At 71.3% G+C, this 15,854-nt stretch carries 15 protein-coding genes and 1 pseudogene; 9 read left to right on the top strand and 7 right to left on the bottom strand.

From position 1 onward, the window contains the following. Nucleotides 1-1,241: 1,241 nt before the first annotated feature. From OG226_RS28685 to OG226_RS28665, 5 genes are read right to left on the bottom strand one after another with little or no spacing between them, the layout of a single operon-like run. The gene (locus OG226_RS28685) at nucleotides 1,242-1,967 is read right to left on the bottom strand and encodes a pyridoxine/pyridoxamine 5'-phosphate oxidase (protein WP_329350459.1); all 726 of its coding nucleotides are present in this window, start codon (nucleotides 1,965-1,967) and stop codon (nucleotides 1,242-1,244) included. A 10-nt stretch (nucleotides 1,968-1,977) separates the two neighbouring features. Next, the gene (locus OG226_RS28680; RefSeq protein ID WP_329350458.1) at nucleotides 1,978-2,856 is read right to left on the bottom strand and encodes a GNAT family N-acetyltransferase; all 879 of its coding nucleotides are present in this window, start codon (nucleotides 2,854-2,856) and stop codon (nucleotides 1,978-1,980) included. Next, a complete protein-coding gene (locus tag OG226_RS28675) occupies nucleotides 2,853-3,458 on the bottom strand; it encodes a GNAT family N-acetyltransferase (protein WP_328682432.1) in 606 nt (201 codons plus the stop codon). Before OG226_RS28675 ends, OG226_RS28680 begins: the two co-directional genes overlap by 4 nt. A 12-nt stretch (nucleotides 3,459-3,470) precedes the next feature. Beyond that, nucleotides 3,471-3,896, bottom strand: a complete 426-nt coding sequence (locus OG226_RS28670; protein ID WP_328682431.1) for a Zn-ribbon domain-containing OB-fold protein — start codon at nucleotides 3,894-3,896, stop codon at nucleotides 3,471-3,473. Further along, complete coding sequence (locus tag OG226_RS28665) at nucleotides 3,896-4,345, bottom strand: DoxX family protein (protein WP_329350457.1); 450 nt, start codon at nucleotides 4,343-4,345, stop codon at nucleotides 3,896-3,898. Before OG226_RS28665 ends, OG226_RS28670 begins: the two co-directional genes overlap by 1 nt. Nucleotides 4,346-4,576: 231 nt before the next feature. On the opposite strand from OG226_RS28665, the gene OG226_RS28660 reads away from it, so the two are divergent. From OG226_RS28660 to OG226_RS28635, 6 genes and pseudogenes are all read left to right on the top strand, one after another. Further along, nucleotides 4,577-6,193 carry a subtype B tannase gene (locus OG226_RS28660; RefSeq protein WP_329350456.1) on the top strand — a complete coding sequence of 539 codons (1,617 nt, stop codon included), beginning with the start codon at nucleotides 4,577-4,579 and terminating at the stop codon, nucleotides 6,191-6,193. 135 nt (nucleotides 6,194-6,328) lie between these two features. Beyond that, a pseudogene (locus OG226_RS28655) lies at nucleotides 6,329-7,562 on the top strand (flavin-containing monooxygenase). A 129-nt stretch (nucleotides 7,563-7,691) separates the two neighbouring features. After that, on the top strand, nucleotides 7,692-9,917 hold the full coding sequence (locus OG226_RS28650) for an acetate--CoA ligase family protein (protein ID WP_328682424.1): 2,226 nt from the start codon (nucleotides 7,692-7,694) through the stop codon (nucleotides 9,915-9,917). Continuing rightward, on the top strand, nucleotides 9,914-10,711 hold the full coding sequence (locus OG226_RS28645; RefSeq protein ID WP_329350455.1) for an enoyl-CoA hydratase/isomerase family protein: 798 nt from the start codon (nucleotides 9,914-9,916) through the stop codon (nucleotides 10,709-10,711). The genes OG226_RS28650 and OG226_RS28645 overlap by 4 nt, the downstream gene beginning before the upstream one ends. A gap of 67 nt (nucleotides 10,712-10,778) precedes the next feature. Next, the gene (locus OG226_RS28640; RefSeq protein WP_328686456.1) at nucleotides 10,779-11,270 is read left to right on the top strand and encodes a nucleotidyltransferase domain-containing protein; all 492 of its coding nucleotides are present in this window, start codon (nucleotides 10,779-10,781) and stop codon (nucleotides 11,268-11,270) included. Nucleotides 11,271-11,379: 109 nt separating this feature from the next. After that, nucleotides 11,380-11,913: an SMI1/KNR4 family protein gene (locus OG226_RS28635; RefSeq protein WP_328682420.1), complete on the top strand. Its 534-nt coding sequence runs from the start codon at nucleotides 11,380-11,382 to the stop codon at nucleotides 11,911-11,913. Nucleotides 11,914-11,944: 31 nt separating this feature from the next. Here OG226_RS28635 and OG226_RS28630 read toward each other — a convergent pair whose 3' ends face one another. Next, a complete protein-coding gene (locus tag OG226_RS28630; protein WP_329350454.1) occupies nucleotides 11,945-12,538 on the bottom strand; it encodes an HAD family acid phosphatase in 594 nt (197 codons plus the stop codon). A gap of 263 nt (nucleotides 12,539-12,801) precedes the next feature. Between OG226_RS28630 and OG226_RS28625 the strand changes: the two genes are divergently transcribed. From OG226_RS28625 to OG226_RS28615, 3 genes are all read left to right on the top strand, one after another. Next, nucleotides 12,802-13,407, top strand: coding sequence for a flavin reductase family protein (locus OG226_RS28625; RefSeq protein ID WP_329350453.1), 606 nt, complete (start codon nucleotides 12,802-12,804; stop codon nucleotides 13,405-13,407). A gap of 99 nt (nucleotides 13,408-13,506) precedes the next feature. Beyond that, nucleotides 13,507-14,058 carry a VOC family protein gene (locus OG226_RS28620; RefSeq protein ID WP_329350452.1) on the top strand — a complete coding sequence of 184 codons (552 nt, stop codon included), beginning with the start codon at nucleotides 13,507-13,509 and terminating at the stop codon, nucleotides 14,056-14,058. A gap of 102 nt (nucleotides 14,059-14,160) precedes the next feature. Continuing rightward, nucleotides 14,161-14,466 carry an SCO0607 family lipoprotein gene (locus OG226_RS28615; RefSeq protein WP_328682413.1) on the top strand — a complete coding sequence of 102 codons (306 nt, stop codon included), beginning with the start codon at nucleotides 14,161-14,163 and terminating at the stop codon, nucleotides 14,464-14,466. Nucleotides 14,467-14,476: 10 nt separating this feature from the next. On the opposite strand, the gene OG226_RS28610 is transcribed toward OG226_RS28615, so the two are convergent. Continuing rightward, a complete protein-coding gene (locus tag OG226_RS28610; RefSeq protein WP_443044803.1) occupies nucleotides 14,477-15,841 on the bottom strand; it encodes an MFS transporter in 1,365 nt (454 codons plus the stop codon). Nucleotides 15,842-15,854 lie beyond the last annotated feature (13 nt).

Below are 15,854 nucleotides of genomic sequence, written 5' to 3'. Positions count from 1 at the left end.
GGGTGCGGGCGGGGACTGCCCCGTGGATGAATCCGGGCCGGAGCGAGGGCACGCGATGCCGCCTCGCCAGCACGCCGCGTCGGCTCAGCGGCCAACCCCGGGCGGGTGGCCGCTGGAAGCCGGGGATAAATCTAACCACCGTCACGACCCCTGACCGGTTAGAAAAGACCCCAGCCTCCAAAGGGGGCAGGGCCGGAGGCCGGGGCCAGGAGGGGGGCCAAGAGGGGGGCCAGGAGGGGGGAGGTGGGTTCGCGAAGTGTGACACTTCCGCTTCGACTGTCACATTGCTGCGGACCGGGTACCCCGGGCCCGGTCCCGGGCCCGGGGTCCGAGGGCTGGGGGAGGGGGTGGGAGCGGAGGCCGGGGCGTAGGCCGGGGCCCGGAGCCCGGGGCCCGGAGCCCGGGGCCCGGAGCCCGGGGGCCGGGGGCCGGGGGCCAGGGAGCCAGGGGGCCAGAGGCCCGGGGGCCAAGGCCCGGGAGCCAGGGGGCCAGAGGCCCGGGGGCCAAGGCCCGGGAGCCAGGGGGCCAGAGGCCCGGGGGCCAAGGCCCGGGAGCCAGGGGGCCAGAGGCCCGGGGGCCAGGGCCCGGGGGCCAGGGCCCGGGGGCCAGGGCCCGGGGGCCAGGGCCCGGGGGCCAGGGCCCGGGGGCCAGGGCCCGGGGGCCAGGGCCCGGGGGCCAGGGCCCGGGGGCCAGGGCCCGGGGGCCAGGGCCCGGGGGCCAGGGCCCGGGGGCCAGGGGCCGGGGCCCGGGGGCCGGGGCCCGGGGAGAGCCGATCGGCAGACGGGAAGCCACCGCCCAAGGCATCGCCCAGGGCCGCCGCCTGGGGCGCCACCCAAAACCAACCGATAGCCGCTAAGCCAGCCCGGCTTGCAGGCGAAACGCGAACGCGCCCCCTCACCCCCGGGCCCCGCCCTCCCCGGAAGCCGCAACCTGGACGCCGCAATCTGGAAGCCAACTATCCACTCGGGGTTGGCCGCTGAGCCGACCCGGCGTGCTGGCGAGGCGTGAGCGCGTCCCTGCGTTCCGGCCGGTGACGCAGTACAGGTAGGGGCCCGCCCACCTTGGCCACCCGTCCTTCCGGGCCGCTCGCTCGCTTCTGGAACGGGCTGGAGCGGCCCTAGTCAAGGGTGGAGCGGAGCGGAATCGGCGTAGCCGACGCGACCGCAGGGAGCGCCCTTTACTTGGGCCGTGGAAGCCCGACACTGGCCGAGAAGCGAGTGGCCCAACGTTCAGTGCACGGCTCAGGGCCAGAGCAACCCCTTCGACCAGCCTCGCTCCCCCCGGACATAGCTCAGGCGCACGTGTCGTCGTAGCGCATCGCCCTGGAAGAACTCGGCCTCGTCCGGGAACACGCGGTACAGGGTCCAGGAGGGGGCAGCGGCTTTGGGTTCTCGTTGTGCCAGTTCCCAGGCCGCTTCCGATGTCTGCGCCAACTCGCCCAAGGATGAGAGGACTTCGCTCTGGTGGCCGGTCAGCGCTGCCGCCAACGCACCCGTCGAGTGTGCGTGCAGGTCCGCCTGGGATTCGGTCGGTGTCGCCGGGATGACGGGGCCTCGTAGGCGGACCTGGCGGCCCAGGAGGGGCCAGTAGAAGGCGAGGGCGGCGTAGGCGAAGCCCTTCAGCTGGTGGCCTTTGCGGCTCGTGGCGTGGGTCGCGAAGGACCAGCCCTCCGCGTCCGCGCCGTGCAGCATGACCATCCGTACGTCCGGGAGGCCGCCGCCCTCGGACTCCGGGTCGCCGTCCCGCGTCGCCAGCGACATCACGTGCGGTTCGGTCTCGCCCGCCGCCACCGCCTCCGCGAACCAGGTGGTGAAGAGGGCGAGGGGGGTGTCCGGTGCCGCGGTCGGGTCCAGCGGCGGCAGCTTGGTCACCTCCGGGGCCCATACCCGTAGTGACTTCAGCAGTTCGTGAAGGTCTGTTCCCGATCCCGATGCTGATCCCGATGCTGATGCTGATCCCGTTCCCATGGGGCGAGTATCACCTTCGCTTCGCGCCGGGCCGGAAGTCGTAGCCCGCGAAGTCCTCCACCGGGCGGTAACCGATGCGCTGGTAAAGGGCGTTGCTCGTGGGGTTGGCCAGGTCCGTGAACAGGAGCACCTCGTCCGCGCCCGCCGCGAGGGCCATTCCGCTGACCTCCGCTGTCACCGCGCCCGCGTAGCCCCGGCCCCTGAGGTCCGCCGGGGTGTAGACGGGGGCCACTCGGACCTGGCCGGCCACCTTCGTCGTGAGCCCGGCCATGGACACCGGCGTACCGTCCGGGGTTTCCCAGAGCGTGATCCCGCCGTACGCGATCCGGGAGTCGACCCACTCGCCGGGGTCCTGCGAGGTGCCGCTCTCGCCGATCGCCGCGGTGAACTCGACGTACCAGCGGATGAGTTGCTCGCGGTCGTTTGCCGTCGCGATTCTCGGGCGGCCCGGTGGGGAGGGCTGCGGAGTCGTCAACTCGCCCAGGCGGTACAGGCGTTGGCGTGCGTGGAGTTCGGGGAGGGCGCCCGTTCGGCTCGCCCATGCCTCCGCGAACGTGGATGCCGTGTCCAGTTCAGCCATGACTCCCGGCAACTCGTCGCCGCGCGAGGCCAATTGGGCGGCCAGCTCGACGGCCTCCTCCGCTGCGAGGGGTGTCAGCATCAGGCGGCCGGGAGGTGTGCGGAAGAAGGCGGCCCGTACGTCGCCGTCCCGTTCCAGTGCGCCGAACACCGGGTCGCCCTCGCCGTACATCCGCAGCCCTCGGTTGCGCAGCGCCGCCGTCACCGTCAGGTGAACCGTGTGCAGGGCGGGGCGGGAACGCAGGAACTCCCCTGCCCGGGTGAGGAACTGGTCCAGGTCCCCGGTGATGTGCCAGTCGGGGTCCGTCACACCTTCACCTCCGGTTCCGGGTCCGTGGCCAGCCGGCCGTGCAGGTGGACGTCACGGAACGCGTCCCGTTGCCCCGCCTCGAACATCGCCCCGCGCAGCGTCCCCTCGGCCGGGAAGCCGCAGTGCTCGGCGATACGGCAGGACGCGTCGTGGCCGAGGGCGTGGCCCAGTTCGAGGCGGTGCAGGCCCAGGTCGGTCAGGGCCCAGCGGGCGGCGAGGGTGAGGGCGCGGGTGGCGACGTTGCGGCCCCGGGCCTCGGGGAGCGTCCAGTAGCCGACGCGGGCGACGCGGATGACGTGGTCGATGTCGTTGACGCCGATGTGCCCCAGCGTCGTACCGCCGGCCGCGTCCGTGACACAGAACGAGGCGCTGACGCCGTCCTCCGCGTTCTCGGCACGGGACCGCAGCGAGTTACGGGCGCTGACGAAGTCCGTGATCGGTCGCAGCGGGGTGTTCCAGCGCTGGAACTCGGGGTCCGACACCCCGCGCAGCCAGTCCGTCACATCGGTGTCGTCGTCGGCGTCCCAGGGTCGCAGCCGCAGTCCGTGACCGTAGAGCTCGGGGAGGGGCTGCTGCGGAGACCGCTCGCGTATGTGGGCCATCGCGCCATTGAATCAAGCGTCGTGCGCCCCGGGTATGCCATTTTCCCTCGGTCTGAACACCGGTACCCCGTCCCGGAACGCCACCTCGACCGCCAGCCCCGCGTGCAGTTCGGCGGGCCCGGCCGCCACCATTTCCGTCATCATCCGCGGCCCCTCCGCGAGGTCGACCACCGCCGCCACGTACGGCACGCGCTCGCCGAAGGGCGGGAGGTCGTTGCGGTGGACGACGGACCAGGTGTAGAGGGTGGCGTGGCCGGTCGCGGGTTCCCAGGTGACGTGCTCGCTCCAGCAGTGGGGGCAGAACTCGCGGGGGTAGTGGTGGGCCCGGCCGCAGTCCGTGCAGCGGCGGAGGAGCAGGCGGCCCTGGGCCGCGGCGTCCCAGTAGGTGCGGGTGAACGCGTCGGGCTCGGGGAGGTCGTGGCGCGGGGAGGTCCCCATCAGAACCATCCCAGTGCCGCGTCCAGCGACCACACCTGCCAGGACATCGCGAACAGGGCGACCAGGGAGATGAGCGCCATCATCGCGTTCTGCCCCTGCTCCGCCCAGTCGTGGATCATGAGCGTGAAGTAGAGGACGTTGAGGAGCAGGCCCCCGACGAGCGCGGCCGGGGTGAGGAAGCCCACGACCAGGCCCAGGCCGACCGCCAACTCGGCGTAGACGACGACGTACGCCATCGTGCGCGGGCGCGGCGCGACCATCGTGTCGAAGCCCGAACGCACCGCCTTCCAGCGGTGTTTGGCGGCCACGTCGGCCGCCCAGGCGATGCCGGTGCCGCGTTCGAACCAGGCCTTCTTGTCCTTGTGCCGCCAGCTCTCCAGCCACCACAGCCCGAGTCCTATGCGGAGGACCGCGAGCCAGTCCGCTCCGCTGAGCCAGATCGCATCCATGAATCTGACGGTACGTCAGAAGCTGAAGAAAACCGAGGGGCAGCCATGAAAATCCTGTGCGCGGACCGTGCCGCTGTGGGTCCGCCATGAATCCCCGCAGATTGTTGACGATTTTGTTCGACGCCGATTACGTTCGCAAGCGCAAGGCCAAGGAGCGGTCACGAAGACGCGGTCGGGAAGACGAGAGGCAGCACGGTGAAGCACAGGGCAGTGAAGCGCAGGACGGTAGTCATGGGCATCGGCGCGACCGCCGGTGTCGCGGCGGTCGGCGGCATCGCGCTCAGCGCGAACGCTTCGAGCGACTCGAAATCGTCGTCCTCCTCGTCGGACACCCTGGTCTTCGACCCGGACGCCTACACGAAGCTCACGAAGAGCATCACGGACACCGCTGGCACGAAGCACACGGTCGTCTACCACTTCTGGAAGGCGATCACGTACGTCGCCAACCCGGTGGACGCCACCTACCAGTCCCTGATCGTCAGTTCCCCGGTGTCGATCGACGGCAGGGCGGTCGACGCGAGCAACGCCCCGATCCTGTTCGCCAACTCCATCGGCGGCTACCTCCCCGCCTCCGTGGCGACCGCCACCGAGGTCGGCGGCGGCGGTTCGGCGATGGGCGGCGGCGCGGCCCCGTCCGGTGCCCCCAGCTCCTCCGCCTCAGCCTCCGCGAGCGCCTCCGCCTCCGCGAGCGCCTCCGCCCCCGGCGCCAACGGCAACACCAACGCCACCGGCGGCGCCACCTCCAGCAACCAGCTCCTCGCGCTGGCCGCCGGCTACGTCGTCATCGAGCCCGGCGCCCGCGGCCGTACCCTCAAGAACTCCGGCGGCGAGTACTACGGCACCGCACCGACCGCGATCGTCGACCTCAAGGCGGCCGTCCGGTACGTGCGGTCCAACAAGGGGCGTATCCCCGGCGACGTCGAGCGCATCGTCTCCGCGGGGACCAGTGCGGGCGGCGCGCTGTCGTCCCTGCTGGGCGCGTCCGGCGACAGCCCGATCTACGACACGTACCTGAAGGCGCTGGGCGCGGCCGACGCCTCCGACGCGATCTTCGCGACCGGCGCCTGGTGCCCGATCACCGACCTGGAGCACGCGGACGGCGCCTACGAGTGGAACTGGGGCGCCAACGACCTCAGCACCGGCAAGCTCGTCGACCAGACGGTCTCCAAGGCGTTGCGGGCGCGGTTCGCCGAGTACCAGGCCGGCCTGAAGCTGCGCGGCCTCGGTGGTTTCGGTCCGCTGAACGCCCGCAACCTCGACGCGTACATGGTCGAGCAGTACCTGGAGCCCTCGGCGACCACCTATCTCGCCGCCCTCTCGGACTCCGCCCGCGCGACCTACCTGAAGGCCAACACCTTCATCACCTGGTCCGGCGGCAAGGCCACCTTCACCTGGGCCGACTTCCTCACCCACGTCGGCGCCCGCAAGAAGGACGCCCCCGCCTTCGACGCCTTCGACCTGTCGGCCGGCGAGAACAACGAGTTCGGCACGGGCACGACCCTGGCCCGCCACTTCACGGCGTACGGCGCGCAGAACGACTCAACGGGCCTGAGCAGCAAGCGGGTTCCGAGCGACATCCCCGCGAAGCTCGACCTGATGAACCCGATGTACCACCTGGTCGAGAAGGTCAACCCGAACCGTTCCAAGCACTGGTGGATCCGCCTCGGCACCAAGGACTCGGACACCTCGCTGACGGTCGCCGCCAACCTCGCCGCCCGCCTCGACAACCTGGGCGACGACGTGAACCACCTCTACTACTGGGACGAGGGCCACGGCTCCAACACCGACCCGGGCGACTTCATCACGTGGATCGCCCGGGTGACGGGCCACCAGGCCAAGCGCCGGTAGACAACCCTCCCGCTCCCGCAACCAGAGGCCCTACGCCACCGACCTCACCCACTCCTCCACACCCGTGATCGATCCGCAACCAATTCCGGGCTTGACCGAGACCCATCAACGTGGGACGTGATTACGCTCGCGCTCATGGCCGACTCCACAGCGTCCCCGACCCCCGCGGCGCAGAACCACGCAGACCGTCCCGTGTACGTCATCGGCGGCGGCCCCGGCGGTCTCGCCGCCGCGTACGCGCTGCGCGCGCAGGGCATCCGTGCCGTCGTACTGGAGAAGTCGGACCGGGTCGGGGCGTCCTGGCGCAGGCACTACGACCGCCTGCACCTGCACACCACCCGGCGGCTGTCGAGCCTGCCCGGGCTCACCATCCCGCGCCGGTTCGGCCGCTGGGTCTCGCGGGACGACGTGGTGCGCTATCTGGAGAAGTACGCCGAGGTCCACGAGCTGGAGATCGTCACCGGCGTCGAGGTCTCCCGCGTCGAACGCTCGGCCGACGGCAGCGGCTGGCTGCTGCACGCCACCGGCGGCCGTGAGCTCACCGGCAGCGCGGTCGTCGTCGCCACCGGCACGAACCACACCCCCCGTGTCCCCGACTGGCCCGGCCGTGACACCTACACCGGCGACCTCCTGCACGCCGCCGATTACCGCGCCGCCCAGCCCTACGCCGGCCAGGACGTCCTGGTCGTCGGCATCGGCAACACGGGCGCGGAGATCGCCGTGGACCTGGTGGAGGGGGGGCGCGTCCCGCGTCCGGCTCTCCGTCCGCACGGCTCCGCACATCCTGCGCCGCTCGACCGCGGGCTGGGCGGCCCAGTACACAGGCGTTCTCGTACGACGGCTGCCGGTCGGCCTGGTCGACCGGCTCGCGGGGCCGGTGTCCAAGGTCAGCGTGCCGGACCTGTCGGCGCAGGGACTGCCGCGCCCCGAGACCGGGCTGTACAGCCGGGTCAAGGAGGGGTCGATCCCGGTGCAGGACGTCGGACTGATCGACGCCGTGCGCAAGGGGCGGGTCGAGATCGTGCCGGCCGTGGAGAGCTTCGAGGACGGCAAGGTGGTCCTCGCCGGCGGCGACCGCATCGGTCCGGATGCGGTGATCGCGGCCACGGGTTACGTCCGCTCCCTGGAGCAACTGGTCGGCCATCTGGGCGTGTTGGATGCCCGCGGCAAGCCGGTCGTGAACGGGGCCCGCACCCCGAAGGACGCGCCCGGCCTGTACTTCACCGGGTTCACCAACCCCATCAGCGGCATGCTCCGCGAGCTGGCCATCGACGCGGAGAAGATCGCGAAGGCGGTCGCCAAGGAGACCAGGAGGCTCTCGAAGAAGGCCTCGAAGGCGGCCTCCAAGGGAGCTCCGGCCGCGTCCTGACCCGGGGTCCGTCCGTTCTTTGCGTGCACGACAGTTCCTGACGGACTGTCAGTTCGTTAATCTGACACTGCGTCAGGTAATTGCGCTGGCATGACTGTCACGACTGTCACACAGGAGCGGGGCGGACCGATGCTTGGATCAACCCACGGCACCCTCACCACCGACTCCCGCCGGGCCCGGGTCATCGCCTGCGGTGAGCAACCCGGCCCCGCCGTCCACGGCAGGCCCGCCGACGTCGACGATCTCGACGTCAGCGGGCGGCCGTTGTACGCGGGCGTACCCGACCTGGACCGTTTCTTCCGCCCCGAGTCGGTCGCCGTGATCGGCGCATCGGACGCGGAGGGCCGGCCGAACACCGGCATCACCCGCCAACTCATGGCCTGGGCGGGGCGGGTGGGGGCCCGTCTGCACCCGGTGCACCCCACCCGCGCCACGGTCTTCGACGTCCCCTGCTTCCCCGCCATCGCCGACCTCCCCGAACAGGTCGACCTGGCCGTGGTGTTGGTGGCCGACCCGCTCCCCGTGATCGAGCAACTCGCCGAGGCCAAGGTGAAGTTCGCGGTCGCCTTCGCGTCCGGCTTCGCGGAGACGGGCGAGGCGGGCGCGCTGGCACAGGCCCAACTGGCCGCCGCCGTGGGCCGATCCGGGCTCCGCCTCCTCGGCCCGAACACCAACCTCAACGCCTTCGAGAACTTCCGCGAGGACCTGGAAGGACCCGCGATAGCCCTCATCACCCAGTCCGGTCACCAGGGCCGCCCGGTCTTCGCCCTCCAGGAACTCGGCATCCGCCTCTCCCACTGGGCCCCCACCGGCAACGAGGCCGACCTGGAGACGTCCGACTTCATCTCCTACTTCGCCGAGCGCCCCGAAGTCGGCGCCATAGCCTGCTACGTGGAGGGTCTCAAGGACGGCCGTTCCTTCCTCCTGGCCGCCGACCGCGCCGCCCGCCGCAAGGTCCCGGTGGTCGCGGTGAAGGTCGGCCGCACCGAGACCGGCGCCCGGACGGCCGCCTCCCACACCGGCAAACTCACCGGCGCGGACACGGTGGTGGACGCGGCGATGCGCCAGTACGGCGTGATCCGCGTCGACGGCCTGGACGAACTCCAGGACACGGCAGCCCTGTTGGCCCGGGCGAAGGCTCCGGTGGCCGAGGGGGTGGTCGTGTACTCGATCTCCGGCGGCACGGGCGCCCACTTCGCCGACCTGGCGAGCGAGGCGGGACTGCGACTGCCGCGGCTGTCGGAGGCGAAACAGTCCGAACTCCACGAGTGGATACCGCCGTACCTGAGCGTGGCGAACCCGGTCGACAACGGCGGTCACCCGGTGGGTGATTGGCGCGGCCGGAAGATCATCGACGCGATCCTGGACGACCCGGAGGTAGGGGTGCTGGTCTGCCCCATCACGGGCCCGTTCCCTCCGCTGAGCGACAAGCTGGTGGAGGACCTGGTGGCGGCGGCCGAGCAGACGGACAAGCTGGTGTGCGTGGTGTGGGGCTCACCGGTGGGCACCGAACCGGCCTACCGGGAGCGGTTGTTGGGCTCGTCCCGAGTGGCGACCTTCCGCACGGTGGGCAACTGCATCACGGCCCTCCACGCCTACTTCTCCCACCACCGCTTCGTCCACGCCTACCGCTCCCCCTTCGACGAGGCCCCCCGCACCGTCTCCCCCTCCTTCCGCAAGGCCGAGGCCCTGATGCGCCCCGGCCAGCAGCTGAGCGAACACGCGGCGAAACAACTCCTGCGGGCCTACGGAATCCGGGTCCCCCGCGAGCAGTTGGTGACCAGCGCGGCAGCGGCCGTACGAGCGGCCGGGCTGGTGGGCTACCCGGTGGTGATGAAGGCGTCCGGCGCGCAGATCGCGCACAAGACGGAACTGGGCCTGGTGAAGGTGGGCCTGACCTCGGCGAGCCAGGTCCGGGACGCGTACCGCGAGTTGACGGACATCGCGCGCTACGAGGGCGTGACCCTCGACGGTGTCCTCGTCTGCCAGATGGTCGAACGGGGCGTCGAGATGGTCGTGGGCGTCACCCAGGACGAGTTGTTCGGCCCGACGGTGACGGTGGGGCTGGGCGGGGTGCTCGTGGAGGTCCTGCGGGACGTCGCGGTACGGGTGCCGCCGTTCGGCGAGGAGGCGGCGCGGGACATGCTCGGCGAGTTGCGCGGGCGGCCGTTGCTGGACGGGGTACGGGGACGCCCCCCGGCCGACCTCGACGCCCTGGTGGAGGTGATCCTGCGCGTGCAGCGCATGGCCCTCGAACTGGGCGATGTGCTGGCGGAGTTGGACATCAACCCGCTGATGGTGCTGCCCAGGGGGCAGGGCGCGGTGGCGTTGGACGCGTTGGCGGTGTGCCGATGAGCGATCCGACGGCTGAGGTCACGCACGCGACGGCGGGCGGCGTCGCGTACCTCACCCTCAACCGCCCCGAGGCCCTGAACGCGATCACCCCGGCCCAACGGGACCGCCTGATAACCCTGTTGGGAGAGGCATCGGCTGACCCCTCGGTACGGGCGGTGGTCCTCACCGGCACCGGGCGCGGTTTCTGCGCGGGCGCGGACCTGCGGGGCGGCGGCTCGTCCGGGGAACGGATCGCCGGAGACGTGGCCCGCACGATCCGCCAGGGCGCGCAACGCCTGATCGCCGCCGTCCTGGACTGCGAGAAACCGGTGATCGCGGCGGTGAACGGCACGGCGGCCGGCCTGGGCGCCCAGCTGGCCCTGGCCTGCGACCTCGTACTGGCCGCGGAATCGGCGAAGTTCATCGAGGTGTTCGTACGGCGGGGGCTGGTCCCGGACGGCGGCGGCGCGTATCTGCTGCCGCGCCTGATCGGCCCGCAGCGCGCGAAGGAGCTGATGTTCTTCGGCGACACGGTGAGCGCGGCGGACGCGGAACGGCTCGGCCTGGTCAACAGGGTCGTACCGGATGAGGAGTTGGAGAAGACGGCCCGCGACTGGGCGGAACGTCTCGCCACCGGCCCGACCCGAGCCCTCGCCCTCACCAAGCAGCTCGTCAACGCGTCCCTGGACAGCGACCGTACGACCGCGTTCGCGGCGGAGGCGGCGGCACAGGAGATCAACATGACGACGGAGGACGCACGGGAGGGGGTGGCGAGTTTCGTGGAGCGGCGGAGCCCCGAGTACCGGGGACGGTGAGCGTCGGGCTTCACCTCGCGAAACGGTTCGCGTGTCCCGGGCGGTCACTTCTGACGTGCCTCAAGTGATGGGTGCCGACGAGGTGTTGTTCATCGTGGAGCTGCTGCGCCGCGCGGAGGCGGACGTCTGGATCGGCGGCGGCTGGGGCATCGACGCCCTGATCGGCGAACAGACCCGGGACCATCGCGACCTGGACCTGATGCACCGCCGGGACCAGGAGGACGCGGTGCTGGCGGCGCTCTCCGCCGAGGGCTTCGCCGAGAGCCTGGACCGGCGGCCGATCCGCTTCGTCGTGACGGCCCCGGACGGGCGCGAGATCGACCTCCACCCCCTGCGCTTCACCGCCGACGGTTCAGCGACCCAGGCCTCACCCGAACCGGAACGCCCCTTCACCTACCCCTCCTCGTGCTTCGTGACAGGCACGATCAGGGGAACGCCGGTCCCGAGCCTGTCCGCCGAGCAACAGGTCCATTTCCACCGGGGATACGAGCCGACGGAACGCGACCGGCACGACATGGCGCAACTGCGACGCGTCTTCGGAATCGGCACGCACTTCTGACACGCTCCGCGGGCACTCGGTCACGAGAGCGGACCGGCCGTGGAGTGGGTGGTCGGGGGGCGGTCGTGGGGCTCGTTCGCGGTCACGGTCGCGCCGCTGGTCTGTTCGCGTGACGCCGAACGACGACCGCCGGTTCCCCGCCCCGCTCGCCGCCGCCATGGCGGTCCGGCTCGCATGGATCGGCGAGGACGGTGTCGACTTCGAGCCCTACGACGCTTTCCTGAGTGCCGACGGGACGACCGACTGGCTGCGTGCGTGGACCGGCAACGGCGAGCTGGACGGCGATGCGTTCCGGGTGTTCGGCCAGGACGGCACCGGCGGGAACGCCGCGTTCTGGATCGTCCGCCCGGGCCGGGCGCCGGCCGAGCAGCCGGTCGTCTTCCTCGGCTCCGAGGGAGCGACCGGCGTCGTCGCCGGCGACCTGGGCGCGTTCCTGTGGTTGCTGGCCGACGGCTTCGGCCCGCTGGAGGCATCCGTCGCGGACGATCCCGAGCCCGACTGGGTCCCGCGTCCCAACCGTGAACTGGCCGCCATCGCCGAACAGTTCGCGCCCGACCGTCGCGCGACAGCGGCTGTCGTGATCGACCGGGCCACGCGGGAGTTCCCCGACTTCGACGACATCATCATGAAGCTGGTTCGCTGAACTCCGCGCGGGCCCGGGGCCGTTGTGCGGATCAGTCCAACAGGCCGTCGTAGTCGGGGAGTTTGTACGTCGTGTCGGCGTAGCCGCCCGAGAGGTCGGTCGTGTTGTTGCCGATGTTGGCGATGATGTCGTAGCCGTTCGCCTCGATCGCCTTGCGCTGGGAGGTCTTGAAGTCGGCGATGGACTCGGTCAGGAGCTGGGCGACCGTGCGGGCGTAGAGGCCGTCGACCGTGTAACCGACCGTCTTCAGGTTGGACTTGGTGACCGCGTTGAAGAGGTTGCTGCGGGCGCTGACGAAGAACACGCTGATGCCCTTGGCGTGCGCGTCCTGGGCGAGGGCGAGGACCGGCGGGGTGGCGGGGACGGTGATGCCGCCCTCGAAGTAGGTCTCCAGCGAGGTGTTGTCGATGTCGAGGACGATCGCCTGCTTGGTGCCCGAGGTGTTGGCGGCGGCACGGGAGTCGATGTAGGTCTGCGCGGGGCCGGTGACGGCGGCGACGTCGGTCAGCCACTGGGACTCGGTCACGGTCGAGTCGGCGGCCTGCGCGGGCAGGGCGGCGGCGAGCGTCAGGGCGAGGCCGGCGACGGTGGCCACGGCTCCGCCGCGGGCGGTGAGACGGTTCATCGTGTGGGTGCTCCTCAGGTCACGGCTGCCGGCGGTGATGTACCGGTGGCGGTCGTTCCGTAACTCTGCTGAGGGTTGGCGTGCGGAGGGTGACCCGGAGGGGTCCGTGGGGCGACGTAACCCCCATGTTCTGCCCCGTAACCTGTGATTTTCCCCTGAGGACAGACGAAGGACCGGCGACTTGAGTGAACCCTCCGCTCCGGATGCCGGCGCGACCGTACCCCTTCCTATCTGATGATCCGTCAGCTTCAATGGGTGATGTGATGGGACACGCAGGAGCGGCAGCGGCCGCCGTCCGGTACCTCAGGTCGTCCGGGAGCGCTCCGGCCGCGCAGCCTGTCGAGGCGCTGCCGCGGCCGGAGCTTCGGTGTGTCACGGACGACGAGCGGGCACCGGTCGCCCCGGGTGAGTTCCGGCGCGTCCTGGGCACGTTCGCGACCGGCGTGACGGTGATCACCGCCCCCGCGGCCACCGGCGAACCCGGCCCCGCCGGCTTCGCCTGCCAGTCCTTCTCCGCCCTCTCCCTCGATCCGCCGCTCGTCGTCTTCATGGTCGGCCGTACGTCGACGACCTGGCCCCGCATCGCCCGCGCCGGCGTCTTCTGCGTCAACGTACTCGCCGCCCACCAGGGCGAGTTGTGCCGCGGCTTCGCGGTGAGCGGCACGGACAAGTTCGCGGACGTCCCCTACGACGCCTCCCCGATCTCCGGCTCCCCCCGCCTCACCGACGCGGCGGCCTGGGTCGACTGCACGATCCACGCGGTGCACACCGGGGGCGACCATCTGATCGTGGTGGGACGGGTGGACGGGCTGGGGACCGACGAGGGGGAAGGGGTGCCCCTGTTGTTCCACAAGGGGCGCTTCCTCTGACCGTCACCAGGACATCTGGCCGTCACCAGGACAGGGCCTGTCCTACCCCGCCCCTATCGTCGCGCCCGAAACCCGGCAGCGACGAAGGGACCCGCGACCATGCCCCAGCAGAGCGACTCCGCCCCGGAGGGCTACACCACCGTCGCCCCCTGGGTCGTCACCGACGACACGGGGGCCTTTCTCGACTTCGTCGCCGCGGCGTTCGGCGGGGAGGAACTCGGGCGGGTGGTGACCGAGGGCGGCGCGATCGGGCACGGTGAGATCCGGGTCGGCGACACCGTCGTGCTGGCCTTCGACCGCAGCCCGGACTGGCCCGTCATGCCGAGCCTGCTCCGCGTGTTCGTGCCCGACGCGGACCAGGCGTTCGCCCGCGCCCTCGACGCCGGCGGTCAGGTCCTCACGCCCCTGGCGAACCACGCCTTCGGGCAGCGCGGCGGCCGGATCAAGGACCCCTTCGGCAACATCTGGTGGGTGGTCGCCCATGTCGAGGACGTCCCCGAGGACCAGATGTGGGAGCGGCTGCGGCAACCCGCGTACGCCGAGGCCATGCGCGTCGCCCAGGAGACGTTCGACGCCGAACTCGGCGGCCGGGGTCACGGACGCGGCAGCGCGCCCGTGCGGACGGCGGTTCCTCCGAGTGGTCCTGAGTAACCCGCGCTCCGATGCTGAGCCCGCGTACTCATGAAGGTCCGCTCCATCTCCGGCAGCCTTGCTCTCAGACCGATTCGAGCATCTGACCGGGGGACCTCCACCATGAGCAAGCGCACGCGAGTCGCCGTTCTCACGTCCGTTCTCACGTCCGTCCTGATATCCGCCGCCGGGCTGCTGTCCGCCTGCTCGTTCTCCACGGCGGACGCCATGTGCGGCGGGGGCGAGTACCCGGTCCTGGCCGTGGGCAGCACCGCGGGCGGCGCCTGCGTGAAGAACGGCGACACCCCGCCGAGCGGCTACGCGCGGTACCCGAAGGGGAAGATGCCGCAGCACGTCGACGACAAGTGGGACACGTACTGGCAGACCCACACCGTGGACGCGAAGGGGAACATCACCTCCGCCCCGTAGCCGTCAGCCGTCACGCCACCGCGACCGCGCCCATCCGCGCTACCGGCCGCCGCCGGATCACCAGCGCCATCAACGCCGCCACCGCGCACAGCGCCCCGGACACGTACCAGACCATGTCGTACGACCCGAACGCGTCCCGGGCGACCCCGCCGAGGAAGGCGACGAGCGCCGCGCCGATCTGGTGGGAGGCGAGGACCCAGCCGAAGACGATCGCGCTGTCCTCGCCGTACTGCTCGCGGCACAGGGCGAGGGTCGGGGGAACCGTGGCGACCCAGTCGAGGCCGTAGAAGACGATGAAGAAGAGCATGGGCGGGTGGACCGTGGGGGCGAGCAGCATGGGGAGGAAGAGGAGGGAGATGCCGCGCAGGGCGTAGTAGACGGCGAGCAGGCGGCGGGGTTCGAAGCGGTCGGTGAACCAGCCGGAGGCGATCGTGCCGACCACGTCGAAGACGCCGATCACCGCGAGCAGCGAGGCAGCCGCCGTGATGGGCATTCCGTGGTCGTGGGCGGCGGGCACGAAGTGGGTCTGGATCAGGCCGTTCGTGGAGGCGCCGCAGATCGCGAAGGTGCCGGCCAGCAGCCAGAACGGGCCCGTGCGCACCGCCTTGAGGAGGACCGCGATCGTACGGCGGGCCGCCCCCGTCACCGGTTCCGGCTTCGGCACGAACTCGGTCGCCCCGTACGGCTTCACCCCCACGTCCGCCGGGTGGTCCCGCAGCAGCAGCCACACGAAGGGGACGACGGCCAGTGCCGCGAGGGACACCGTCACCGCCGCCGGGCGCCAACTGTGCTCCTCGATTATCCAGGACAGCAGCGGCAGGAAGATCAGCTGCCCCGACGCCGAGGCCGCCGTCAGGATGCCGGTGACCAGGCCCTTGCGCGCGGTGAACCAGCGGTTGGTGACCGTCGCCGCGAAGGCGAGCGCCATCGAACCGCTGCCCAGCCCCACCAACAGGCCCCAGCACAGCAGCAGTTGCCACGGCGCCGTCATCCACACCGTCAGGCCGGAGCCGAGCGCGATTACGGTCAGCGCGACCGCGACAACCCTCCTGATACCGAAGCGGTCCATCAGTGCCGCCGCGAAGGGGGCCGTCAGCCCGTACAACGCGAGGTTGATGGACGCCGCCGCCCCGATCGTGCCGCGCGACCACCCGAACTCCTGGTGCAGCGGATCGATCAGCAGCCCGGGCAGCGACCGGAACGCCGCGGCCCCGATGATCGTCACGAACGTGACGGCGGCGACGAACCAGGCACGATGCACCGACATCATGCGGCTCCGCCGCGGGCGGATACGGCTACGGGGCGTGGGGCCCTGCGCGGGGCCGGGCTCCTCGGCGGCGCCGGGGCCGGTCGCGGCATCGGTTGTCTGCGTCACGTCAATGAGCTTC

The organism is Streptomyces sp. NBC_01261, assembly GCF_036226385.1.
Taxonomy (GTDB): Bacteria; Actinomycetota; Actinomycetes; order Streptomycetales; family Streptomycetaceae; genus Streptomyces.
The sequence above is the reverse complement of the archived record's forward strand: the minus strand, read 5'-3'. Positions and strand labels throughout refer to the sequence as shown.